Genomic DNA, 23,812 nt, shown 5'->3' with positions numbered 1-23,812 from the left:
AGCACTTGTTTCCGGGGGACTGCGGTTCCCCGGAATCGTCTTCCGGGAGAACAAGGATCGAGGGAACAGAGTATGATCGACAACAAGAAAATGGTAGAAATCATGCAGGCGATCGCCAAGCGCATGGAGAAGGAGAAGGAATTCCTCACGGAGCTCGACAATGCCATCGGCGACGGCGACCACGGCATCAACCTCGCGCGCGGCTTCGCGGCCGTCGAGCAGAAGCTGCCGCAGCTCGCAGACAAGGACCTCGGTGCCATCCTCAAGGGCGTCGGCATGGCGCTCGTTTCGAACGTCGGTGGCGCCTCCGGCCCGCTCTACGGCACGGCGTTCATGAAGGCGGGCGGCGCGCTCAAGGGTGAGACGGACATCGACGCGGCGAAATTCGCGGCGGCCTTCGAGGCGGGTGTCGAGGGCATCAAGATGCGCGGCAAGGCGCACGAGGGCGAGAAGACGATGCTCGACGCGCAATGCCCGGCGCTCAAGGCGCTCAAGGAAGCCCTCGCCGCGGGGAAAGACCTCAAGACGGCGATGGGCGAGGCGGTCGCCGCCGCGAAGGACGGCGTCGCCTACACGAAGACGATCATCGCGACGAAGGGCCGCGCGAGCTATCTCGGCGAGCGCAGCATCGGTCATGAGGACCCAGGCGCGATGTCGTCTCTCATGATGCTCGAGGAGATCACGCGCGTACTTTGACGGGAGGACACGAAAACCATGGTAGGGATTGTCATCGTATCGCACAGCAAGAAACTCGCGGAAGGCGTCGTGGAGATCGCCCGCATGATGGCGGCGGAGGCGCCGCTCGCCGCTGCGGGTGGTCTTGAGGACGGCGGCCTCGGCACGAGCTTCGAGCGCATCGCTGCCGCCGTCAAGGAGGTTGACCAGGGAGACGGCGTGGGCGTGCTCATGGACATGGGCAGCGCCGTCATGACGACGGAGATGGTCTGCGAGGCGCTCGACGATACGCGCATCCGCATGCTCGACGCCCCGCTCGTCGAGGGCGCCGTCCTCGCGGCCGTCGAAGCGCAGATGGAGACGAGCCTCGATGATATCGCAGCGAAGATCGGCGAGGCGCGCGAGGTCCATAAGATTGCAGCCGACGCCTGAGGGAAGCGGCTACCGCGCGACCAATGCGAAAATAAGACGTTCCGGCACTTGTCCTTTTTGTCATATCCTTCTATAATATAGGCAGAGTAAGAGCGTGTGCCTCTTATGATACCCAGGGATCATTCCAGGGATGAAGCAGCAAGAAAGCGAGGGATAGCTTTATGGGTATTTCAGGGATCGGTGCCGGTGCGTCCTACAGTACGCTGAAGACGTTCCAGCAGCTGAACCGCGACGTCCATACGCAGGGCGTGGAGCAGGCGTCGAGGATCTCCAAGGAAGCGGGAGATTACTCGCGCGTGTCGAATTTCGGCAACGAGACGAAGATCGGCACGAGCAAGTTCCAGCGCGGCAACGAGACGATCGCGACAATCGGCGAGAACAAGACGTCCGAGCTCATGGACAAGGCGAAGAGCTACTATGCCGTGTCGAATTTCGGCACGGAGACGAAACTCGGCTCGAGCAAGTTCCAGCAGACGGTCAAGGCTGCATCGGAGCAGGGCCAGCGCAATGTCTCTGAGAGCATGGAGAAGGCGGCCTCCTACACGAAGGTATCGAATTTCGGCGATGAGACGAAACTCGGCTCGAGCAAGTTTCAGCAGGCCAACGCGCAGGTCAGCGCGAAGTTCGCGGCTGTTGCGAGCGCCTACAAGCAGGCGGCGAGCCTCGGCAGCGTCTCTCGCGGTGCGACGGTCGACATCGGCGCCTGAGCGCAGAACGCATGGCATAAAAATGGCTGCGATAACGCGAAGTCACGTTATCGCAGCCATTTTTGCCATTTTTTAAGGAAACGATGATTTATGAAGTGGTAAAATCCTTGCATTAATCAGTGATTCCTTAAGGAAGTTCCCTAAAACAGCATGTCGATGAGGTTGCCCGTCGTCACGAAGCTCGAGATGTTCTGCAGCGTGCGTCCCGTATAGAGCGAGGCGACGGTCATCTCGCCGCCAATCATGCTCTGCATGGAGGGGAACACTTTATCCTGCTGGAACTTGGCGAGGCCGACATGGCTCTGCGCCTTGCCGGCGAGGCCGTTTTTCCCCAGCAGGTTTTCCGCGCGGCTGCTCTCTGTCGTGAGCGCTTTCGCGAGCTTGTCCTCGTCGAGGGTGAGCGCTCCCGTCTTGCTGTCGACATTGATGCCGATGGCACGGTAGGAATCTGCGCGGTAGGTCGTATCAGCGAACTCCGTCGCGAGCGCGCTCGCGCGCTTCGAGACGTCCTTGTTGTCCGAGAAGAACGAGAGGGCGTCGTTGTAGTCCGAGACGAGCGACTTCACGCTGCTGATGGCGCTCTTGAGGCCATCGCTGTACGTCGTCTTGCCGGCGGCGTTTGTCTGGATGTCGCTCGCGGAGAAATCGTAGCTCATGCTCGCGACCCTCGCGGCGGAGCCCGCGAGGTCGGAGAGCGTCGACTTCATCTCCGTGTTGAACGTCGTCTTCGTCTCGGTGTAGGAACTCACGAGACCGGCATAGCCTTCGCGGATGCTCGAGAGCGTCCGCATATCAGAGGCAGCGGACGACTCGTCATAGGGCAGGGCGGCTGTGCCGCTCTTCGCCTTGGCGTAGGAGCTGCTGAGCCCCGAAAGCGTGCTCGAGCTCGTCGTGCCGCCTGTGGGGCTGAGACCGGCCTTGGCGGCGAACTTGTACATCATGTACGTGTTGTTCGCCATAGAGGAAATCGTAGACATGAATCACACCTCCTTCCGTGGTGATGTCGGAGAAGATCTCTCCTTCTATTATATCGCAGGAAACAGGTGTTTTCATAAAAATCAGCAAGAAATCATCCAGAAATCCCGTCGTGGACGGGCAGTCGTGAGGAGGAGATATACGATGACAGATGAGACATGGCTGGACGAGGCGGCCGCGCAGTTTCGCGTGACGGACGACGCGCTGCGGCAGGGGATGCTGCGCTTCGAGGAGGAGATGGCACTCGGGCTGCGGCAGCCGGCGGCGTCCTCGCTCTACATGGAGCCTTGCTACGTGGATCTGCCGACGGGCCGCGAGCGCGGGCGGGCCGTGACGCTCGATTTCGGCGGGACGAACGCGCGCGCGGCGCTCGTGGAGCTCGCGGCGGATGGCTGCCATGTGCGCGGCGAGGTGCGCCGTCCGCTCCGCGCGCCCGGCGCGTATGATGTGACGCACGCGGAGACGGCGGAGGCGCTCTTCGACTTCCTTGTGGATCTCGTGCGCGAGGCACTCGCGCGGGGCGGCGCGCGGCCTGAGGACCCGCTGCCGCTCGGCCATACGTTCTCCTTCGGCACGCGGCAGCGGTGTCTCAGCGACGCGCGTCTCATCGTCTGGTCGAAGGAGATCTCGGTGCCGGGCGTCGAGGGCGCCTATGTCAACGCGCAGCTGCGCGCGGCGCTCACGCGGGCGGGACTCAGAAGCGTGCAGCCGACGGCCATCCTCAACGATACGGCTGCCGTGCTGCTCGCCGCCGCGTTCTGCGCGCCGGGCACAGCGATTGCGGCCATCTACGCGACGGGCTTCAACAGCTGCTACCTCGAGACATTCGGCGGCCAGCGGCCGCCGATGGTCTACAACATCGAGTCGGGGAGCTTCCGCCATTTCCCACAGAATCCGTACGACAGGCAGCTCGACGCGGCCTCCGCGAAGCCGGGCGCGCAGCGGCTCGAGAAGATGATCTCCGGGCGCTATCTCGGCGAGCTCCTGACGCGCGTGTTGCGCGAAGGGCTGCACGATGCTACCCTGCCGCCGCTCTCCGCCGAGATGGTGGGGGAGGCCGCGCAAGGGACGCTCGCGGCGCTCCCCGGCGGGCGGCCGCTCCCCTCCGCCGCGTCGCTCGCCACGCTCGCCCGCGCGCTCATCCGCCGTTCGGCGCGCCTCGCCGCTATGACGCTTGCCGCCGTGCTGCGTCATCGCGCGGCTGCGGACAGGCAGCCGCGCATTGCGCCGCAGACGATTGCCGTCGACGGCGCTGTTTTCGCCCACATGCCCGGCGTCGCGGCGACCATGCAGGAGACGCTCGCGCTGCTGCTCGGCGAGGAGACGGCGCAGGGGCTTTCCCTTTGTCTCGTGCGGGATGCCTCCGGCAGAGGCGCGGCCATCGCCGGCATCCTGGGGCAGGGGGAGCGAGGTGAGTGACAAGCTCTCTCGGCGGTGCGGCCTGCTGGGCGCTGCAGGCAGGAAATCACAGGATTATCTTTTCATAAATTTTATAAATCATGATTTCGCTACGAATTAATAAAATATATTATACTGTATACACGCAATCAGAAACAATAATAACAACTGCTCTAGGGAGCAAAAAATTTCTCCAAATCCGGCCAAAATCATGCGGAAACCTCTTTACTTGCCAAAGGGAAGAGTGTTACGATAAGGGCAAAAGGGTAACCGTTCCCCATGAGCAAACTGGTATTCGGACCATAGTGTATGGAGTGGCGGTCCGAGAAAAGGCGGGAAGTATATGTTAAAAAAGACGAAAATCATCTGCACACAGGGCCCTGCGACGGAGAAGCCGGGCGTCGTCGACGCGCTGATTGCGAACGGCATGAACTGCGCGCGTTTCAATTTCTCACATGGCGACCACGCGGAGCATCTCGGCCGCATCAACATGGTGCGCGAGGCCGCGAAAAAAGCGGGCAAAGTCATCTCCCTGATTCTCGATACGAAGGGCCCCGAGATGCGTCTCGGCGAGTTCAAAAACGGCAAGGTCATGCTCGAGAAGGGCAACCAGTTCACACTGACGTATGAGGATATCCCGGGCGACGAGACGCATGTCTCCGTCAACCACAAGGGCCTCTACACCGAGGTGAAGCCGGGCGACACGCTGCTGCTCTCCGATGGCCTCGTCGCGCTCAAAGTCGACGAGATCCGCGGCAAGGACATCATCACGACCATCCAGAACAGCGGCAAGATGAGCACGAAAAAGCGCGTCGCGGCGCCGGGCGTCTCGCTCGGCCTGCCGCCGATCTCCGAGCAGGACGCGAAGGACATCGTCTTCGGCTGCGAGCAAGATCTCGACTTCGTCGCGGCCTCCTTCATCCAGCGCCCGGAGGACGTGCTCGCCATCCGCAAGCTCATCGAGGAGCACAACGGCCATATGGAGATCCTGCCGAAGATCGAGAACCTCGAAGGCGTGAAGAACTTCGACGAGATCCTCGAGGTCTCCGACGGCATCATGGTCGCGCGCGGCGACCTCGGCGTCGAGGTGCCCGCGGAGGACGTGCCGCTCATCCAGAAGGAGATCATTCGGAAATGCAACAAGGCGGGCAAGCCCGTCATCGTCGCCACGCAGATGCTCGAGTCCATGACGTCGAACCCGCGTCCGACGCGCGCCGAGGTCTCCGACGTCGGCAACGCCATCCTCGATGGCACGGACGCCATCATGCTCTCCGGCGAGACGGCGCAGGGCGACTATCCGGTCGAGGCCGTCGCGACGATGAACCGCATCGCGCAGCGCATCGAGAGCTCGCTCGAGTACAAGGAGCTCTTCGTCGAGCGCGGCTTCGAGCACATGCAGTCCCGCACGCGCGCCGTGGCGCATGCGACGGTGCAGATGGCCTGGGAGCTCGACGTCCCCGCCATCATCACGCCGACCGACAGCGGCTACACGACGAAGGTCGTTTCCCGCTACCGTCCGAAAGCGGCCATCGTCGCCTACACGCCGCACGAGAAGGTCGTCCGCCAGCTCAATCTGCGCTGGGGCGTCTATCCCATCCTCGGCACGCAGTGGAACGATGTCGACGAGATGATCGCGAACGCTGCCTCGGCTGCCGTCAAGGGCGGCTACCTCAAGCGCGGTGACACGACGATCATCACCTCCGGCATCAAGCTCCAGAGCAAGACGAGCGTCGGCAACAACACGAACATGATCCGCGTCTATCAGGTGTAAGTACAGAACCTCTTCATAGGAGAATATGTGAGAGCCGCCGTCTGGCGGCTCTTTTTGCTTGCCACTCCTGCGTGCCTTGTGGTATGATAAGATGTAACTTGTGCGTAGAGGAGGACTCGGGTTGCTGACCTTATTGATGATATTGGATGCGCTTGTCTGCATTGCGCTCATTGCCGCTGTGCTCGGGCAGGAGGCGAAGTCGGACGGCATGGGCGGTCTCGGCGGTGGCGCGGATACTGTCTTCTCGAGCAAGGCACGTGGCATGGATGCGCTGCTTGCCCGTGTGACGGTGGTCCTCGCGGTCCTGTTCGCCGTCATCACCATTGTGATTGCCCGCATGACATCGTGATAAAGGAGACGTTCTCTGCCGTGTGGGGCGAGGGCGTTTTTTCATGTGGCGCCTGACGCGCCGCTGGTCTGAGATAGAGGGGCGAGGATGGATGATTTGTTCCGGTGCGGAGCCGTTTTTCCTGCCGGGCGGGACGCAGGGCGTGCTGCTCGTGCATGGTTTCACGGGGAGTCCCGCCGATCTCTTGCTCCTCGGCCGGTTTCTGCAGGCGCGGGGTTGCACTGTGCTCGGCGTGCGGCTCGCCGGCCACGCGACGAGCGAGGAGGATCTGAGCCGCCAGACGGCGGAGGACTGGCTCGACTCCGTGCGCGACGGTGCGGCGCTCCTGCGCGGCTGCACGCGGACGCTCTCCGTCGTCGGCCACTCCCTCGGCGGCGTGCTCGCGTTCCTGCTCGCGATGGAGCAGCCGCTCCAGCGCATCGTGAGCCTCGCAACGCCTGTGGACATCGCTCCGGAGCGCGGCGCTGACCAGCTGCCGCCGCGCGCCCTCTGCGCGGGGCGCTACGCGCCGAAGCGCAGGCGGCGCATGCGCGATGTGCCGCCTGCGGTGAACGAGAGCTACGCGCGCATGCCGCTCGTCTCCGTGCATGAGCTCCTCGGCGTCATCGCGCGCATGAAGGCGCATCTCGGAGAGGTCACGCAGCCGACGCTCATCATGCACAGCAAGTGCGACCATACGGCGGCGCCAGAGAGCGCGCGCTATCTCTATGAACATATCGCGAGCCGTGAGAAGGAGCTCGTCTGGCTGGAGCACTCCGGCCATCTGCTGCCGCTCGACGTGGAACGGCAGACCGTCTTTGCAAAGACTGCGGAATTCCTCGCGCAGGGCGGAGCGCGCTAGATGCGCTTGCTGCTGCGGGGGTGCAGCCTGCCATATCCTGGCGGACGCCGGGAGGAATGAGAAAGAATCGTGAAAGGAATTATATGGAAACAAATCTGAAAGACCGCATCCTCACCTATATGAAGGAGGATGCTTTCCGCCCGATGCTGGCGGAGGATATCGCTGAAGGCATGAACCTCACGGCAGAGGAACAGGTCGCCTTCCCCGCGGCGCTCGAAGCGCTGGAACAGGAGGCGCTCGTCATCAAGAACCGCAGCGACCTCTACGGCATCCCGAGCCGCATGCACCTCGTCGTCGGCAAGCTCACGATGACGGCGAAGGGCTTCGGCTTCATCATCCCCGACATCAAGGAGACGGAGGAGGACACGGACGTCTTCGTGCCGGGCGTCGCGCTCGGCACTGCCATGCACGGCGACCGCGTCGTGGCGCGCGTCAAGCCGCCTGAGGAGGAAGGCCGCTCGCGCGAGGGCGAGATCATCCGCGTCATCGAGCGCGCGAACGAGCGCATCGTCGGCACGTTCGAGAGCAACAAGACGTTCGCCTTCGTGACGCCGGACAACACGAAGCTCAATAACGACATCTTTGTCCCGAAAAAGCATTTCGGCGGCGCGCGCACGGGCAGCAAAGTCGTCGTCGAGATCACGAAATGGCCGTCCGGCCGCCACAACGCGGAGGGCAAGGTCGTCGAGGTGCTCGGCAAGGAGGGCGATCCGGGCGTCGACGTGCTCTCCGTCATGCGCCAGTACGACCTCTCGCAGGAGTTCCCCGAGGACGTGCAGTACGCCGCGGACCACATCGAGCAGAACCCCTCGCCCGATGAGTACGAGGGCCGCCGCGACCGCCGCGACCTCACCATCGTCACCGTCGACGGCGATGACTCCAAGGACTTCGATGACGGCGTCTACGTCGAGAAGAAGGCAGACGGCTCCTATTTCCTCGGCGTCTACATCGCCGATGTGAGCTGGTACGTGCGCGAGGGCGAGCCGCTCGACCGCGAGGCGCGCGAGCGCGGCACGAGCGTCTATCTCGTCGACCGCGTCATCCCGATGCTGCCGTTCGCGCTCTCCAACGGCATCTGCAGCCTCAATCAGGGCGTCGACCGCCTCTCGATGGCCTGCGAGATGCAGGTGAGCCCCGAGGGCGAGATCACGAGCTACGAGATTGTGCCTGCCGTCATCCACGTCTACCGCCGCCTCACCTACAACATCGTCAACAAGGTCCTCGTGGACAAAGACCCCGAGACCGTCGAGGCGCAGCGCGACCTCCTGCCGATGCTCGAGACGCTCGAGGAGCTGCGGAACGTCATGAAAGCCAAGCGCCACCGCCGCGGCTCCATCGACTTCGACATCCCCGAGGTCAAAGTCAAGCTCGACGAGAAGGGCCACCCGATCGCCCTCATCAAGCGCGAGGGCTCGCTCGCCGAGTCCATCATCGAGGAGTGCATGCTCGCGGCGAATGAGACCGTCGCCGAGCACATGGATAAGAAGCAACTGCCGTTCATGTACCGCGTGCACGAGCAGCCGACCGAGGAGAAGATCGAGAACCTCAACAACCTGCTCGGCGCGTTCGGCCTCTTCGTCCATCAGGACGAGGCGGGCCACATCCGGCCGATGGACGTGCAGCAGGTGCTCGAAAAGGTCAAGGGAAAGCCTGAGGCGCGCATCGTCGAGACCGTCTCGCTGCGCTCGATGCAGCAAGCGCGCTACGCGGCGGAGAGTCTCGGCCACTTCGGCCTCGCCGCGCGCTACTACACGCACTTCACCTCGCCAATCCGCCGCTATCCTGACCTCATCGTGCACCGCCTGCTGCGCGAGACGCTCGAGGACGGCGGCACGCTGCCGCGCGAGCGCCAGGAGAAGCTGCGCACGGCGCTCCCCGACATCGCGGACTGGGCCTCCCAGCGCGAGCGCGTCGCCATCGAGGCGGAGCGCGAGACGACCGACATGAAGAAGATCGAGTACATGGCGCAGTTCGTCGGCGAGGAGTTCAAGGGCGTCATCTCGGGCGTCACGGCGTTCGGCATCTTCGTCGAGCTCGACAACGGCGTCGAGGGCCTTGTGCATGTCTCGACGATGGTCAACGACTACTACGAGTACAAGGAAGAGCAGTACGCGATGGTCGGCGAGCGCACGCAGCAGCGCTACCGCCTCGGCGACGAGGTCGAAGTGCTGCTCGTGCGCGCGAACGCCAAGGAGCGCAACCTCGACTTCGTGCTCAAGGACAACGGCGCCTATGACCCCGTGGCGATGAAGAACGCCGTGGGCGGCGGCCGCAAAGGCGGCAGCGGCGGTAAGGGCGGCGGCAAAGGCCCGCGCCCGAGCGGCGACAAAGGCAACAAAGGCAGCCGAGAGGGCCGCAGGCCGCGCGGCGGCGCGAGGGGCGAGAGCGTACTCGCAGCGGCCTTCCAGGAGGCCGCGCATCGTCCGCAGCACGGCGCGCAGCGCCGCGGCAAAGGCCCGAGCGGCGAGCGCGTCTCTCGCTCCGTCGGCGAGCACACGAGCGCGCCGCGCGGCAGCCGCCGCAAGGACATCCGCGAAAAGCGCATCGAGAAGCGCGTCGCCGGCGCTTGGGGAACGCCTGTAAGGCGTGAGAAGCGCGAGCGCGAGGACTACCAGCGCGTGCGCGTCACCGGTCTCAACAAGGCCGTCTGGCCGGACCCGCCGGGCTACCACGAGCGCAAGCAGCGCGAGGAGGAAAACGCCCTCAAGGCGAAGAGCGCCGAGCGCCAGAAACCCCGCCCGCACCGCAAGACCGAGGACGGGACGAAGGACAGCAAATAAGAAAAAGAAAAGACATGGGCTGCCGCGGATGCGGCAGTCCTTTTTGCGAGAGGTGAAACCATGGGCAAGAACAACATCCCCATCAAGATCGTCTGCGAGAACCGCAAGGCGCGCCATGACTACTTCATCCATGAGACCTACGAGGCGGGCATCGAGCTCGTCGGCACCGAGGTGAAATCCCTGCGTGCGGGCAAGGCGAACCTCAAGGACAGCTTCGCCCTCATCAAGGACGGCGAGATCTATCTCGAGAACATGCACGTGAGCCCCTATGACCAGGGCAACCAGTTCAACCACGATCCCCTGCGCCGCAGGAAACTCCTGCTGCACAAAGCGGAGATCGTAAAGCTCTTCAGCCAGACGCGCGAAAAGGGCTGGACGCTCGTGCCGCTCAAGATTTACTTCAAGCACGGCCGCGCGAAACTCGAGCTCGCGCTCGCCTCTGGCAAGCACAACTACGATAAGCGGCAGGACCTCAAGCAGAAGGCGGATCGCCGGGAGATGGAGCGCGCGTGGAAGGAGAGACAGCGCTGAGTGAAACAGTAAAGAGATTCAAATAAAACATATTAAATATAGCTTTCTAGCGATATAGAGAAAAACTAAAAAGGACAAAGAAAAAGATAGCCTGTTTCATAAAATCTTCTTTTACGATGAAAAATAGAACGTGAGAATGTTTGCCGAAAAATGAGAAAAAAGATATACTAAACACATCTGAGACGAAACAAAATACCGAAAAGGAAACATGGAAACTTTCTGGGAAACTTGTTTCGGGTCAGATAGAAGATTTCATCTATCTAAGGAGGAGTTTCTCATGAAAAAGACTCTCGTATCCGCACTCACGACGGCGATCGTCGTCGGTGCAGCGTCCACGACGTTCGCTGCTGCTAATCCGTTCTCCGATGTCCCGGCTGACCACTGGGCATACGATGCTGTCGCGCAGCTCGCGCAGGACGGCGTCATCGAGGGCTATGGCGATACGACGTTCCAGGGCGACAAGAACATCACGCGCTACGAGATGGCGCAGATGGTCGCAAAGGCAATGGCAAAGACGGACGTCTCCGCTGCTGACAAGGCCATGATCGACAAGCTCGCCGCTGAGTTCGCTGATGAGCTCAACAACCTCGGCGTCCGCGTCTCCAACCTCGAGCGCAACGCTGACATGGTGAAGTGGAACGGCAAGATCGAGTACACGTACACGAGTCGGCGCGCTGACAAGACGAAGACGGATCCTTCTGATCGTGTCAATGATGACAAGATGCTCTTCCGCCTCGAGCCGAACGCTGAGGTCAACGATCACTGGCATGTGAACGCACGTCTCGATGCGACGACGTACCTCGACACGGACAGCGGCTACAAGGACAGCGAAAAGGTCACGCTCCAGCACATCTACGCGCAGGGAGATTACAAGAACTTCAGCACGCAGCTCGGTAAGTTCGAGTTCTACACGCCGGAGCAGGGCCTCGTCTTCGATACGAAACTCTCCGGTGCGAACGTGACGTTCGGTAGCGACCTCAAGGCGACGCTCTATGCTGGCCGCCTGCACTACACTGGCTATTCTTTGGTTGACGATCAGGCTGGCAACCTCCAGGGCCTGACCCTCCAGTATGATGCTCCGGCCAAGAGCAAACTCTATGGCGGCGCTGCATACTATCATTTCGACGATGAGAACCTGAAGGGCGCCTTTGACCGCGTTCACGATGATTGGTTTAAGCTCGAGTCCTACAAGAAGAATGGTCAGACGGACAAGGCCAACATCTGGACCCTCAACGCTGGCTATCGCTTCGATGGCGTGAGCGCGCTCTTCGCTTCCTATGCGAAGAACACGGAGGCGGACAACCTCGATCACAGCTGGCAGGCCATCTACAGCTACAAGGGCGCGCAGAAAGAAAACAAGGGCACTTGGGGCGCTTATGCCGCATACCGTTACCTCGGCGACTTCGCTAGCTGGTACGGCACGGAAGATGCCGCTACGATTGGCACGAAGGGCTGGGAAGTCGGTGCCAACTGGGCTCCGTTCAAGAACATCGTGACGTCTGTGAAGTACTATGACGGCAAGTCCATCGATGACAACCGTGACACGAACACCCTTTGGGGCCGTGTCGAGGTCTTCTTCTAATCGACAGACACTCACATCTGTTCTCCCCTCAAAAGCCTCCGCTTCGGCGGGGGCTTTTTTCTATGCGTTCATCTGGTGGGTTCCTCCGTTTTTCTCGTAGTCTGCGGAAATATTTCTCCTCATCTGCCATTTTTCCTGCGCTGATGGACGGATGCCTGTCTGTTCTGCTATAATGAAGTCGTTATTTATCTGTAGAGGAGTTGGTTTTCTTGGAGCAGCAAGGGATGAAACGCGGGCTGAAGAACCGCCACTTGCAGATGATCGCGCTCGGCGGCGCGATTGGCACGGGGCTCTTTTACGGCTCGACGTCGACGATCGCGCTCGCGGGTCCGTCCGTGATGCTCGCGTACCTCATGGGCGGCATCGTGATCTTCTTCATCATGCGGATGCTCGGCGAGATGGCGGTCGATGAGCCGGTCTCCGGCTCGTTCAGCTACTACGCGTCGAAGTACTGGGGCGCGTTCCCGGGCTTCCTGTCCGGCTGGAATTATTGGTTCAACTACGTGCTCGTGTCGATGGCGGAGCTCACGGCGGTCAGCATCTACATGAATTTCTGGTTCCCCGACCTGCCGCAGTGGCTCTCGGCGCTCGTCTGTCTCGTCTCTATCACGGCGCTCAATCTCGTGAATGTGAAGGCGTATGGCGAGGCGGAGTTCTGGATGGCGCTCATCAAGATCGCCGCGATCGTGAGCATGATCCTGCTCGGTCTGGGGCTGCTTTTCTCGAGCGGCCAGCCGTTCCCGGAGAATTTCAGCAATCTCTGGTCGAACGGCGGTTTCCTGCCGCACGGCGTCTGGGGCCTGCTCGAGGCGACGGCGGTCGTGATGTTCTCGTTCGGCGGCATCGAACTCATCGGCATCACGGCGGGCGAGGCGGAGGATCCTGACCGCACGATCCCCCGCGCCATCAACCAGGTCATCTGGCGCATCCTCATTTTCTATGTCGGTACGATGGCAGTGCTCATGGCGCTCTGGCCGTGGGATCAGGTCGGCACGCAGGCGAGTCCGTTCGTGCAGATTTTCGACAACGTCGGTGTGCCCGCCGCGGCGCATATCCTGAATTTCGTCGTACTCACGGCAGCCGTCTCGGTCTACAATTCCGCAATCTACAGCAACAGCCGCATGCTCTACGGCCTCGCGAAGGAGGGGGAGGCGCCCGCGTTCTTCCTCAGGCTCTCACCGCACGGCGTGCCCGTGCGCGGCATCCTCGTCTCGTCGGGTATCACGCTCATCGTCGTCGCGCTGAATTATTTCCTCGCGGGGCATATCTTCCTCTATCTGATGATGATCGCGACGTGCGCGGCCGTCATCAGCTGGGTGACGATCTGCGTGACGCATCTCTTGTTCCGCCGCCGCTGCGCGGCCGAGGGGCGCGCGACGCGGTTCCGCTCGCCGCTCTATCCCTGGACGAATGTCCTCTCGCTCGTTTTTCTCGCGGGCGTGATCTTCTTCATGGCGCAGGTGCCGGATATGCAGCTCGCCGTGCTGTTCCTGCCCGCGTGGCTCCTCGTGCTCTTCGTCGGCTATCGCTGCCGCAGACGGCAGGGGTGAGCCGCAGCGCTGCGCGAGGCTCTCTGGCGCTGCCTCACGCCGCGTAGCGGCACTCGCAGCGTGATTTTCCAGGCGCAAAAAGGCCGCCCGCAGCATGCTTTCTTGCTGCGGGCGGCCTTTTGCGTGATGAGGAAGCTTACGCGCCTGCTCAGTACCAACGCGTCATGGGGAGCTCGTTGTTCGTTCCCTTGGTCATGAGCACCTGGTGGATGTCGATGTAGCCGGTGTAGAACGCGGCGGCGCAGCCGACGAGGTAGATATCCCACATGCGGACGAATTCCTCGCCCTTCCAGTCCCTGACCTGCTCATGGACGGCCTGGAAGTTCTTGTACCAGCAGAGCAGCGTCTTGTAGTAGTGGCGGCGCAGGCTCTCGACGTCCTGCACGCGGAACGCGTGGTCGTAGGCGATGGAGACGAGCTCGCGCAGCGAGGGCAGCATGCCGCCCGGGAAGATGTACTTGCGCATGAAGGAGTCGCTCATCTTCTCGTCGTTGCCCGTGATGGAGTGGAGGAGGAAGAGGCCGCCGTCCCGGAGCAGCGCGTTGGCGCACTCGTAGTAGGTCTGGTAGTTGTTGCGGCCGACGTGCTCCATCATGCCGACGCTCACGATGCGGTCGAACGTGAGGCCTTTCTCCGGCAGGTCGCGGTAGTCGATGAGGTCGATGGTGACCTGGTCGTCGAGGCCTGCCGCGTGGATGCGCAGCTGGCCCATCTTCCACTGTTCCTTGCTGAGCGTGCAGCCGTAGCCCTTGACGCCGTATTTCTTCGCGGCTTCGAGGAGCAGGTAGCCCCAGCCGCAGCCGATGTCGAGGAGCTTCATGCCGGGCTTTAGATAGAGCTTTTTGAGGATGTAGTCGACTTTATTGCGCTGCGCCGTCTCGAGGGAGTCGTCCTCGCTTTTGAAATAGGCGCAGGAGTAGCTGAGCGTTGGGTCGAGCCAGAGCTTATAGAAGTCGTTGCCGAGGTCGTAGTGGCTCGAGACCTGTTTCGCCTGGTCGCGCTTCTTCTCCGAGAAGGAAAAGAGATCCTTGAGCGCGTGCCGGTCGAGCGTGATGCGGTCGGCCTGCTCGAGGAGGCAGGCGATGACGGTGAAGAGGTCGCCGTCCTTGACGGCGATGTCGCCGCGCATGTAAGCCTCCGCGAGTGCGAGCGAGGTCGAGGCCATGAGGTCCTTTTTCGGGATGTCCTTGTTCACGACGATCGTGAATCGCGGCTCCCCGTCGCCGATGCGGTAAGTGTCGCCGTGCAGCTCGATGTTGAACGGGTACTTGTCAAAATGGCTCAGATAGTGGATGAGAAAGCTATCCATCAATTCTTTGAACATCAGTCATGTCCCCTCTCCTAGATAGATAAAATCCCTTGTGTCCTCCCTGTGCGCTGCCACCCCTGGTTGTATCGCTGCGGGGGAGATGTCGATCGGAAGCACGGGGTAATATATCAGCGCTTTCTCACGAGTATTTCGATAAAAGAAAAGGAATCTCCTCTTTTTCGAGGGATTCCTTTTCGCTGGGATGCTCTGGCGAGGGGCGGCGGCTGTGCGTTTGCCGCCTTCCTTCGTGCGGTTATTTTTGTCAGTAGCGCGCACCGGCAATCTTCTGGATGGCAGGGCCGATTTGCGGCAGGGGCAGCTGGTAGAGGAGAGCGCCGCGTTCCTGGGCGATGCGCGGCATGCCGTAGACGACGCAGGTCTCGCGGTCCTGACCGATGGTAGGCGCGCCTGCCTGGCGCAGGCGCAGCAGGCCGTCCGCGCCGTCCTTGCCCATGCCGGTGAGCAGGACGCCGAGCACATCCGCGCCGAGTACCTTGACGACGGAGCCGAAGAGCACGTCGACGGCAGGGCGGACGCTGTGGATCTTCGGTCCGTGGAAGCAGTGCAGCGCGAGTTCGCCTCCCTGGCGGCAGACGGCCATGTGGTAGTCGCCGGGCGCGATGTAGGCGTGGCTCGGTTCGAGGATGAGGCCGTCCTCGCCCTCATCGACGGGCAGCGTGCATTCCTCGTTGAGCCGGATGGCGAAGAGGCGGGAGAAGTAGGCGGGGATGTGTTGCACGATGACGATGGGCGGCAGGGGCGGCTGGAGGCGGTGCAGCACGTCGGCGATGGCGTCCGTCCCGCCCGTCGAGGCGCCGATGGCGATGAGCTTGATGCCCGCTGCGGGGCGGATCTCCGCGGGGAGCGGTGGTGCCGCGGCAGGGGGCGCAGGTGCGGCGTGCGTGTGCGCGGTGCGCGCGAGCATCGCGAAGAGCTCGTCCTCCTTCGACGGCGTGACTTTCCGGCGCAGGGAACTGGGCACGACGGCGCGTACGAGGGGCTCTGCGGCGGGCGGTGTCGTCTTGACTGAGGGAGCGGCATCAGAGGAGGGCGCTGGAGCTGCGGACGGTGCTGGCCGCTGTGGCACGGCAGCTCCAGCTGGTGCTGTCAGAGGTGCTGTGGGAGGCGCTAACGTGGGAGCGGCACTGCGCGCAGCTGGCGTGGGCTGCTGCGCGCGGGACGCGGCGCTCGCCGCAGGAGCAATCGGCGCCGTCTGCCGGAGCGGCTGCGGGGCAGGCGCTCCGCGCGAGGCGATGCCTGCTGGCGCATGACGATGCGGCGGCGCGTAGATGGGCGGCTCGTCCGGGAACGCGAGACGCCGCAGGAACCGCGCGATTTTGCTGCAGAACGGCGGCCAGTCGCTGCGTTGTGTGGGGCGCATGAAATAAGCGTCGATGCCGGTTGCGAGCGCCGCGTCACGCAGGACGTCGCTGAGGCCGTAGCCGATGGTGGGAACCCTCGCTGTCCGGACGAGCCAGGGCACGAAGGGGGTATCATCGATGCGCAGGATCGACATGGCGAAATTGACCGTGATCGCGTTCGGCTGGAAGGCGGTGAGCAGGAGCTGCGTTTCCTCTGCGGTCGTAGCAAACTCGGTGATGCCGCCGCCAGGCAGGGCGGCGAGTACTTCCTCCATGGCAGCGCGCATGACTTTCCTATGAGAGATGGCGTTGTCGACGATCAGGATGCGTAGCGGCTGCATGAAGAGGCCTCCTTGTGGGGAATGGGAGCAGATATTGTTTTTTATGGACCCCTTGTCCTATTCTATCATAGCAGTAGGGATTTCTCAATTATATTTACGCAATTTGAAGGAATGCTTCACGTTGCGCAAGGAGAAGCAAAATAAAAAAGCGCCCGCTTGCGCGGACGCCGATGTTCCAATGGAGCTGATTATAGGACTTGAACCTACGACCTGCTCATTACGAATGAGCTGCTCTACCAACTGAGCTAAATCAGCAAGATATGGAGCTGATTATAGGACTTGAACCTACGACCTGCTCATTACGAATGAGCTGCTCTACCAACTGAGCTAAATCAGCATTTTTGTTGCTTGTTGCAACTGACAGAAACTAGTATAGCGGCTTCCTTGGAGTCTGTCAATACTTTTTTACGAAATAGAGAAATTTATTTTGTTTTAGTGGAATCAGAACGCGTTTCCCTTATAATAGAAACAACAAGTATTGAGGAAGGTGGAGGGAATGAAGAGCTTCCGGATATTTTGCGCCTGCGTCCTGGCGAGCCTGCTGCTCGCGCTGCCCGGGTGGGCACTCGCAGCGCCGCAGGTCATACGGGCTGCTGGGACGTATGCGATGGGCGACAACGACTCGCCGAAAATCGCGCGCGATGCCGCGCGGCAGGAGGCGCTGCGCGCAGCCGTCGAGAAGGCGGGCGTCTATGTCGAGAGCTATTCCAAGACGAAGAACATGCAGCTCACGGAGGATGAGGTCAGAACGATCTCGGGCGCTGTGCTCAAGGTCATCGACGAGGATGCTGTGCCCGAGCTTGCGGGCGGCACGCTCCAGTACACGGTGCATCTCACGGCGGAGGTCGATCCGGATGCCATCGACCTGCAGGCGATGCTGGCGAATAAGGCGGAGCTCGAGAAGCTGCAGGCGGAGCGCGACGCGCTCAAGAAGCAGAACGAGGAACTGCTCGCGGCCTATGAGAAGGCCAAGGGGCGCGAAAAGCGGGAGCTCGGCACGGAGCTTGAGACGCGCTATGACCTCAGCAAGGTGTTCGACCGGAGTATGAGCGCAATCCAGCGCGGCGAGTTCCAGACGGCGGTCGAGACGCTGACGCCGGTCATCTCCGATCGCGATGTCAAAGGCGGGCCGCTCGCCTATGCGTTTTATCTGCGCGGGCGCGCTTACTACGGGATGCACCGTGCGACGGAAGCGCTGAGCGATTTCAACGACGCGGAGCGCATCACGCCGGGCGATGCAGCCTATCCTGTCTGGCGCGCGAAGCAGTATCGCGGTCTCATCTACTACGACTGGCGGCGCTATGACGACGCGGTGCGCGAGCTCGAGGCTGCCTATGATGCCTCCGGCAGGCAGGACGCGGCCATCGCCGACGATCTTGCGAAGGCGCGCCGCGCGGCGGAGCTGCAGCGTCATCCCGCACCGGCGAAGCAGCCGTCCGGCAGCACGAAGGGCGTCGATTGGACGAAGGTCATCACGGACATCATCATCCATTCCATTGACAAGGGCAGCACGAGCGAAGAAGGCTGAGGGCAATGGTTGACAAATACCCCCTTACGGTATATATTGAATACCGTAAGGGGGTATTTATCTTGTGTACGCAAGCAAAGGAGAACGAAAGCGCGCAGACCTCAGCCGCCTGTACCGGCGGCTGCGCTGCCTGCGTGAAGCATAAGCACCGTGACAAGGAGAGCAAGGAGTACAAATGCCTCATCTCGCGCCTGCGCCGCATCGAGGGGCAGGTGCGCGGCGTGGAGAAGATGGTCGAGGACGACCGCTACTGCGTGGATATCCTCACGCAGGTCAGCGCGATCCAGTCCGCGCTCAACGCCTTCACGAAGGAACTGCTCTCCCAGCACATCCGCACCTGCGTGGTGGATGACATCCGCGCGGGGCATGACGAGGTGGTCGATGAGCTCGTCGCGACGCTGCAGAAAGTCATGAAGTGATTGCCGCCAAGGGGGCTGAATCCAAGATGAAGAAAGAACGATTTACCGTAACGGGCATGACCTGTTCGGCATGCTCCGCGCGTGTGGAACAGGCCGTCCGCAAGCTTGCGGGCACGGAGGAGGTGAGCGTCAACCTGCTCACGAACTCTCTTCAGCTGCGCTATGACGAGCAGCAGACGAATCCCGCCGCCATCATCGCGGCCGTCGAGGCCGCGGGCTACGGCGCGAGCGTCAAGGGCGCAAAGGCGGAGCAGCCGGCGCCGGCGGAGGATCCGCTGCAGCGGCACGCGGCGGAGATGCGCAGCCGGCTCATCTGGTCGGTTGCCTTCCTGCTGCCGACGCTCTACATCTCGATGCACGGGCTTTTTGCCCAGCTTTTCGGCCTGCCGGTGCCCGCGCTCGTCCGCACGGTGTTCGATGGGCCGGAGAACGCGATCACGTTCGCGTTCGCGCAGCTCTTGCTCGTGCTGCCCATCATGTATCTCAACCGGCACTACTACATCGCTGGCTTCCGTAATCTCTTCCACGGCGCGCCGAACATGGACAGCCTCGTGGGCATGGGCTCGATGGCGGCGGCCGCGTTCGGCGTATTCGCGATCTTCCGCATGAGCTGGGGCTTCGGCCACGGGGATCTCGCGCTCGTCGCGGCGTACGGCAAGAACCTCTATCTCGAGTCGGCGGGCATGATCGTGACGCTCATCACGGTCGGCAAGTACCTCGAGGCGCGCGCGAAGGGGCAGACGGGCCAGGCGCTCGAGAAGCTCATGCGCCTCGCGCCGCAGCAGGCGACGGTCGTGCGCGGCGGCAAGGAATGCGTCGTGCCCGTCGAGCAGCTCGCCGTCGGCGACGAGGTCGTCGTCCGCCCCGGCGAGCGCATCCCCGCGGACGGCACGGTCGTCTCGGGCGAGACGACGCTCGATGAGTCCGCCATCACGGGCGAGCCGATGCCCGCGCTGAAGCGGGCGGGCGACCGCGTGACCTCCGGCGCGATGAACCAGCGCGGCGCCATCCATTTCCGCGCGGAGCGCGTGGGCGAGGAGACGACCATCCGGCAGATCATCCGCCTCGTAGACGAGGCGAGTGCGTCGAAGGCGCCGATCGCGCGCATGGCGGACAAGATCGCCGGCGTCTTCGTGCCGGCCGTCATCCTCATCGCGCTCGCAGCGGGCGGTATCTGGCTCGCGCTCGGCGCGAGCGTCGAGTTCGCGTTCTCCATCGCCATCTGCGTGCTCGTGATCTCCTGTCCGTGCTCGCTCGGGCTCGCGACGCCCGTCGCCATCATGGTTGGCACGGGCAAGGGCGCGGAAAACGGCATCCTCATCAAGTCGGGCGAGGCGCTCGAGACGCTTGCCTCTGTCGATACCGTCGTCATGGACAAGACGGGCACCATCACGGAGGGCAGGCCGCGCATCACATCCGTCATGCCGCTCGGCATCCCGCGCGAGGAATTGCTCGCCATCGCCGCGGGGCTCGAGGCGGGCAGCGAGCATCCGCTCGCGGCGGCCGTGCTCTCTGTTGCTGCGGAGGAAGGCGTTTCGCCGCGTGCCATGACGGGCTTTGCCGCGGCGCTCGGCCGCGGCGTCGAGGCGCGCGCGGACGGCCACGTGTATCTCGCGGGCAACGAGCGCCTGATGGCGGAGCGGGGCATAGGTCTCGCTCCCGTGCGCGAGAAGTTCGACGCGCTCGCCGCGGCGGGGGCGACGCCGCTCCTCTTCGCGGCGGACGACCGGCTCATCGGCCTGCTCGGCGCGGCAGACGAGCCGAAGGCGACGAGCCGCGAGGCCATCGAGCACTTCCACGCGCTCGGTCTCTCTGTCGTCATGCTCACGGGCGACAACGAGCGCACGGCGGAGGCCATGCGCGCGCGCATGGGCATCGAGCGCGCCATCGCGGGCGTCCTGCCCGAGCACAAGGCCGCGCATGTCAAGGAACTGCAGGCGGCGGGCCACCGCGTCGCGATGATCGGCGACGGCATCAACGACGCGCCGGCGCTCGCCCAAGCCGATGTCGGCATCGCCATCGGCGCGGGTACGGACATCGCCATCGACAGCGCGGACGCCGTGCTCATGAAGAGCGACCTCCTCGACGCGGTGAACGCCGTGCGCCTCGCGCGCGCCGTCCTCCGCAACATCAAGGAGAACCTGTTCTGGGCGCTCATCTACAACGTCGTCTGCATCCCGCTCGCGGCAGGTGTGCTCTATCCGGCGCTCGGCGTCAAGCTCTCGCCGGTCATCGGCGCGGCGACGATGAGCCTCTCGAGCGTCTGCGTCGTCCTGAACGCGCTGCGGCTGCGCTTCTTCCGCCCGGTGCACGCGGCGGCTGAGACGGGGGAGCGCCGGGAGGCAGCAGAAATGATTCATGATGCGAAGGAAAAGAAAGAAGGATCTATGATGGAAAAAACTCTGAAAATCAAAGGCATGATGTGCGCGCATTGCCAGCAGCATGTGCATGACGCGCTGAGCAAGATGGCGGGCGTGACGAACGTGACCGTCGACCTCGCGGGCGGCAGCGCCAGCGTCGAGGCGACGCGCGAAATCCCGCAGCAGGAGTTCGCGCAGGTCATTGCCGACGCGGGCTACGAGCTTGTCGGCTGAACAGTCGGCGGGAAAGAAAATTTGTCTCCAGACAGGCAAATGTCTTGCGGAAAAAGAAAATCCTGTTATAATATGGAATGTAGATGAGCAAAGGAGCCCTGGAATGCCAAGGGCTCCTTTGTGCAGATGGTATCAAAGGAAAGAGAAAGCGGGGATTTTATGTTCCAGATGAAAAAACTCCTCATCGCAGGCGCGCTCGCGCTTGCATCCGTCGTGGCCGTCGCCGGCTGCGGCGGCAACCAGGCGGCGACGTCCTCTGGTTCCGGCGCGAGCGGCGAGAAGGTGCTCAAGGTCGGTTCCTCCATCGACTTCGCACCGTTCGAGTTCCAGGATGAGGGCCAGGCGGAGTACCAGGGCTTCGACATGGATCTCATCCGCGCCATCGGCAAGGAGATGGGCTACAAGGTCGAGGTCAGCAACATCGGCTTCGACGGCCTGATTCCGGCGCTCGAGGCGAAGACGGTCAACGTACTGATCTCCGGCATGACGATCAACGACGAGCGCAAGCAGAAGGTGACGTTCTCCGCGCCGTACTATGAGTCGGGCCTCACGATGGTCGTGCGTGAGGATGAACAGAATATCAAGAAATTCGAGGATCTCAAGGGCAAGAAGGTCGCAGTCCAGATGGGCACGACGAGCGCGAAAGAGGTCAAGAAGCTCGAGGGCGTCGAGGTCAAGGAGCTCAACACGCCGGCGGATTGCTTCATGGAGCTCAAGTCTGGCGGCGTGGACGCTGTCGTCAACGACCGCCCCGTCAACGACTACTTCATCCAGAAGAGCGGGCAGACGGGCGTCAAGGCTCTGCCGGAACGTCTGACGTCTGAGGACTACGGCATCGCCGTCGCGAAGGACGACAAGGAGCTCGCAGAGAAGATCGACGCCGCGCTCAAGAAGCTCAAGGATAGCGGCGAGTACGACAAGATCTACGCGAAATGGTTCGGCGATAAGAAATAAGGAAGCGCTGATTCAATGAGGTGCTCCGGATGAATCAGTGATTCCGGAACGCTTCTGGAGCTGCACGCGCGTGCAGCAACGCCCGCTTGCCGCGGGCTGATGAGGAATCCGCACCGGCTGATACGGGCCGCTGCGGATTCTTTTTTGTTTTGTCAGGAAACCTTCATTGACAGGAACGCAGGACTGGGATAGAATATTTTGTTGTAAATCTTGCATATTTATGTAATTTCCTGTGCTGACAAGAGGGTCGGTTGCAGGCATGTGTTTCCTCTGGAACAGTGGGCAGGGGACTGCTGTCCGAATCTGATAGGAAAAGGTGACGTTTATGAATTTCAATTTCGATCTCGTGGTGACCTCGTTCCCGCTGCTGCTGCTCGGGGCGGGCGTGACCATCAAGATTACGGCAATGTCGGTGGCACTCGGCGTGCTCATCGGCCTTTTCGTCGGCATCGTGCGCATCTGCCGCGTGAAGCCGCTGCGGTTCCTCGCGGCGGTCTACGTGGATTTCTTCCGCGGCACGCCGCTCCTCGTGCAGATCTTCCTCTTTTACTTCGCAGTGCCTGTCATCACGGGACAGCGCATCGATCCCTATGTGGCGGCGGTCGGCTCCTGCGGTATCAACTCTGGCGCCTATGTCGCTGAGATCGTGCGCGCGGGCATCCAGTCCATCGACGAGGGCCAGATGGAGGCGGGCCGCTCGCTCGGCATGACCTGGGTGCAGACGATGCGCTATATCATCGTGCCGCAGGCCATCAAGCGCGTCATCCCGCCGCTCGGCAACGAGTTCATCGCGCTCCTCAAGGACTCCTCGCTCGTCTCGGTCATCGGCTTCGAGGAGCTCACGCGCCGCGGCCAGCTCATCATCGCCAAGACGTACGGCTCGCTCGAGATCTGGTTCAGCGTCGCCATCATCTACCTGGTCATGACGCTCTCGATTTCCCGTCTCGTCGCATATTTGGAAAAGAGGTACAACACGGATGATAGACATTGAGAACCTGCATAAATCGTTTGGCGATGCCCACATCCTCAAGGGCATCGACCTCCATATCAAGGAAAAGGAAGTCGTCGTCATCATCGGCCCGTCCGGCTCGGGCAAGAGCACGCTGCTGCGCTGCATCAACTACCTCGAGCGGCCGACGTCCGGCACGGTAAGCGTCGACGGCATCATCCTCGGCAGCGAGGCGAACATCAACGACGTGCGCAAGGAAGTCGGCATGGTGTTCCAGCGCTTCAACCTGTTCCCGCACATGACGGTGCTCGCGAACATCATGCTCGCGCCGATGAAGGTGCGCCAGGTGTCGAAGGAAGAGGCGGAGGAGCGTGCGCGCAAGCTCCTCGCGCGCGTCGGCCTCGCGGACAAGGCGGAGAGCTACCCCCAGCAGCTCTCCGGCGGCCAGCAGCAGCGCGTCGCCATCGCGCGGGCGCTCGCGATGAAACCTAAGGTCATGCTGTTCGACGAGCCGACCTCGGCGCTCGACCCCGAGATGGTCGGTGAGGTGCTCGATGTCATGAAGTCCCTCGCGAAGGAGGGGATGACGATGGTCATCGTCACGCATGAGATGGGATTCGCGCGCGAGGTCGGCGACCGCGTGCTCTTCGTCGACGACGGGCGCATCCTCGAGCAGGGCACGCCGGAGGCGGTCTTCGAGCATCCGCAGGAGGAGCGCACGAAGAACTTCCTCTCGAAGGTGCTCTGATTTATCGGAGGAGAGGCT

General features: G+C 62.3%; 21 protein-coding genes and 2 tRNA genes. 17 read left to right on the top strand and 6 right to left on the bottom strand.

Annotated elements, in window-relative coordinates; translation table 11 throughout:
* The first annotated feature begins 72 nt into the window (after positions 1-72).
* The 3 genes from dhaL to F599_RS0102535 all read left to right on the top strand — a co-directional run bounded on the left by dhaL (position 73) and on the right by F599_RS0102535 (position 1,814).
* Entirely contained in the window at positions 73-696 is a 624-nt protein-coding gene (dhaL, locus tag F599_RS0102545; RefSeq protein ID WP_019541962.1) for a dihydroxyacetone kinase subunit DhaL, read from the top strand.
* Positions 697-714: 18 nt separating this feature from the next.
* Positions 715-1,107: a dihydroxyacetone kinase phosphoryl donor subunit DhaM gene (dhaM, locus tag F599_RS0102540; RefSeq protein WP_019541961.1), complete on the top strand. Its 393-nt coding sequence runs from the start codon at positions 715-717 to the stop codon at positions 1,105-1,107.
* A 161-nt stretch (positions 1,108-1,268) separates the two neighbouring features.
* Positions 1,269-1,814, top strand: a complete 546-nt coding sequence (locus F599_RS0102535) for a hypothetical protein (protein WP_019541960.1) — start codon at positions 1,269-1,271, stop codon at positions 1,812-1,814.
* A gap of 140 nt (positions 1,815-1,954) precedes the next feature.
* Here the strand turns inward: F599_RS0102535 and F599_RS13435 are convergent, their stop codons facing one another.
* Positions 1,955-2,791, bottom strand: a complete 837-nt coding sequence (locus tag F599_RS13435) for a flagellar filament capping protein FliD (RefSeq protein WP_071592832.1) — start codon at positions 2,789-2,791, stop codon at positions 1,955-1,957.
* Positions 2,792-2,933: 142 nt separating this feature from the next.
* Between F599_RS13435 and F599_RS0102525 the strand changes: the two genes are divergently transcribed.
* The 8 genes from F599_RS0102525 to F599_RS0102485 all read left to right on the top strand — a co-directional run bounded on the left by F599_RS0102525 (position 2,934) and on the right by F599_RS0102485 (position 13,591).
* Positions 2,934-4,208, top strand: coding sequence for a hexokinase family protein (locus F599_RS0102525; RefSeq protein ID WP_019541958.1), 1,275 nt, complete (start codon positions 2,934-2,936; stop codon positions 4,206-4,208).
* A gap of 322 nt (positions 4,209-4,530) precedes the next feature.
* The gene (pyk, locus tag F599_RS0102515) at positions 4,531-5,958 is read left to right on the top strand and encodes a pyruvate kinase (RefSeq protein ID WP_019541957.1); all 1,428 of its coding nucleotides are present in this window, start codon (positions 4,531-4,533) and stop codon (positions 5,956-5,958) included.
* A gap of 136 nt (positions 5,959-6,094) precedes the next feature.
* On the top strand, positions 6,095-6,307 hold the full coding sequence (secG, locus tag F599_RS0102510; protein WP_033368959.1) for a preprotein translocase subunit SecG: 213 nt from the start codon (positions 6,095-6,097) through the stop codon (positions 6,305-6,307).
* Positions 6,308-6,398: 91 nt separating this feature from the next.
* Entirely contained in the window at positions 6,399-7,148 is a 750-nt protein-coding gene (locus tag F599_RS0102505) for an alpha/beta hydrolase (RefSeq protein WP_019541955.1), read from the top strand.
* Positions 7,149-7,231: 83 nt separating this feature from the next.
* Positions 7,232-9,928: a ribonuclease R gene (gene rnr / locus F599_RS0102500; protein ID WP_019541954.1), complete on the top strand. Its 2,697-nt coding sequence runs from the start codon at positions 7,232-7,234 to the stop codon at positions 9,926-9,928.
* Between the two features lie 60 nt (positions 9,929-9,988).
* Positions 9,989-10,459, top strand: a complete 471-nt coding sequence (smpB, locus tag F599_RS0102495; RefSeq protein ID WP_019541953.1) for an SsrA-binding protein SmpB — start codon at positions 9,989-9,991, stop codon at positions 10,457-10,459.
* A gap of 277 nt (positions 10,460-10,736) precedes the next feature.
* A complete protein-coding gene (locus tag F599_RS0102490) occupies positions 10,737-12,041 on the top strand; it encodes an S-layer homology domain-containing protein (protein WP_019541952.1) in 1,305 nt (434 codons plus the stop codon).
* A gap of 224 nt (positions 12,042-12,265) precedes the next feature.
* A complete protein-coding gene (locus tag F599_RS0102485; RefSeq protein ID WP_020700462.1) occupies positions 12,266-13,591 on the top strand; it encodes an amino acid permease in 1,326 nt (441 codons plus the stop codon).
* 148 nt (positions 13,592-13,739) lie between these two features.
* Here the strand turns inward: F599_RS0102485 and F599_RS0102480 are convergent, their stop codons facing one another.
* The 4 genes from F599_RS0102480 to F599_RS0102465 form a co-directional block, all read right to left on the bottom strand.
* Positions 13,740-14,915: a class I SAM-dependent methyltransferase gene (locus F599_RS0102480; protein ID WP_019541950.1), complete on the bottom strand. Its 1,176-nt coding sequence runs from the start codon at positions 14,913-14,915 to the stop codon at positions 13,740-13,742.
* 247 nt (positions 14,916-15,162) lie between these two features.
* The gene (locus F599_RS14680) at positions 15,163-16,602 is read right to left on the bottom strand and encodes a CheB methylesterase domain-containing protein (protein WP_019541948.1); all 1,440 of its coding nucleotides are present in this window, start codon (positions 16,600-16,602) and stop codon (positions 15,163-15,165) included.
* 179 nt (positions 16,603-16,781) lie between these two features.
* Positions 16,782-16,857 (bottom strand) — tRNA-Thr (locus F599_RS0102470).
* A 6-nt stretch (positions 16,858-16,863) separates the two neighbouring features.
* A tRNA-Thr gene (locus tag F599_RS0102465) sits at positions 16,864-16,939 on the bottom strand.
* 159 nt (positions 16,940-17,098) lie between these two features.
* On the opposite strand from F599_RS0102465, the gene F599_RS0102460 reads away from it, so the two are divergent.
* From F599_RS0102460 to F599_RS0102445, 4 genes are all read left to right on the top strand, one after another.
* Positions 17,099-18,130: a coiled-coil domain-containing protein gene (locus tag F599_RS0102460; protein ID WP_019541947.1), complete on the top strand. Its 1,032-nt coding sequence runs from the start codon at positions 17,099-17,101 to the stop codon at positions 18,128-18,130.
* Positions 18,131-18,192: 62 nt separating this feature from the next.
* Complete coding sequence (locus F599_RS0102455; protein WP_019541946.1) at positions 18,193-18,549, top strand: metal-sensing transcriptional repressor; 357 nt, start codon at positions 18,193-18,195, stop codon at positions 18,547-18,549.
* 26 nt (positions 18,550-18,575) lie between these two features.
* Positions 18,576-21,143 (top strand): heavy metal translocating P-type ATPase, encoded by a 2,568-nt coding sequence (locus tag F599_RS0102450; RefSeq protein WP_026327753.1) that lies wholly within the window; start codon positions 18,576-18,578, stop codon positions 21,141-21,143.
* 159 nt (positions 21,144-21,302) lie between these two features.
* Positions 21,303-22,097: a basic amino acid ABC transporter substrate-binding protein gene (locus F599_RS0102445; RefSeq protein ID WP_019541944.1), complete on the top strand. Its 795-nt coding sequence runs from the start codon at positions 21,303-21,305 to the stop codon at positions 22,095-22,097.
* Positions 22,098-22,109: 12 nt separating this feature from the next.
* Here F599_RS0102445 and F599_RS15470 read toward each other — a convergent pair whose 3' ends face one another.
* Complete coding sequence (locus F599_RS15470) at positions 22,110-22,313, bottom strand: hypothetical protein (protein ID WP_211209061.1); 204 nt, start codon at positions 22,311-22,313, stop codon at positions 22,110-22,112.
* A gap of 109 nt (positions 22,314-22,422) precedes the next feature.
* Here F599_RS15470 and F599_RS0102440 point away from each other — a divergent pair, with 109 nt between their 5' ends.
* Both F599_RS0102440 and F599_RS0102435 read left to right on the top strand, forming a co-directional pair.
* Positions 22,423-23,088, top strand: coding sequence for an amino acid ABC transporter permease (locus F599_RS0102440; protein WP_019541943.1), 666 nt, complete (start codon positions 22,423-22,425; stop codon positions 23,086-23,088).
* Positions 23,075-23,794: an amino acid ABC transporter ATP-binding protein gene (locus tag F599_RS0102435; RefSeq protein ID WP_019541942.1), complete on the top strand. Its 720-nt coding sequence runs from the start codon at positions 23,075-23,077 to the stop codon at positions 23,792-23,794. Before F599_RS0102440 ends, F599_RS0102435 begins: the two co-directional genes overlap by 14 nt.
* The last annotated feature ends 18 nt before the right edge of the window (positions 23,795-23,812 follow it).

Source organism: Selenomonas bovis DSM 23594 (genome assembly GCF_000381005.1).
GTDB classification, from domain to species: Bacteria; Bacillota; Negativicutes; order Selenomonadales; family Selenomonadaceae; genus Selenomonas_C; species Selenomonas_C bovis.
This window is presented reverse-complemented; position numbering and strand designations above follow the sequence as displayed.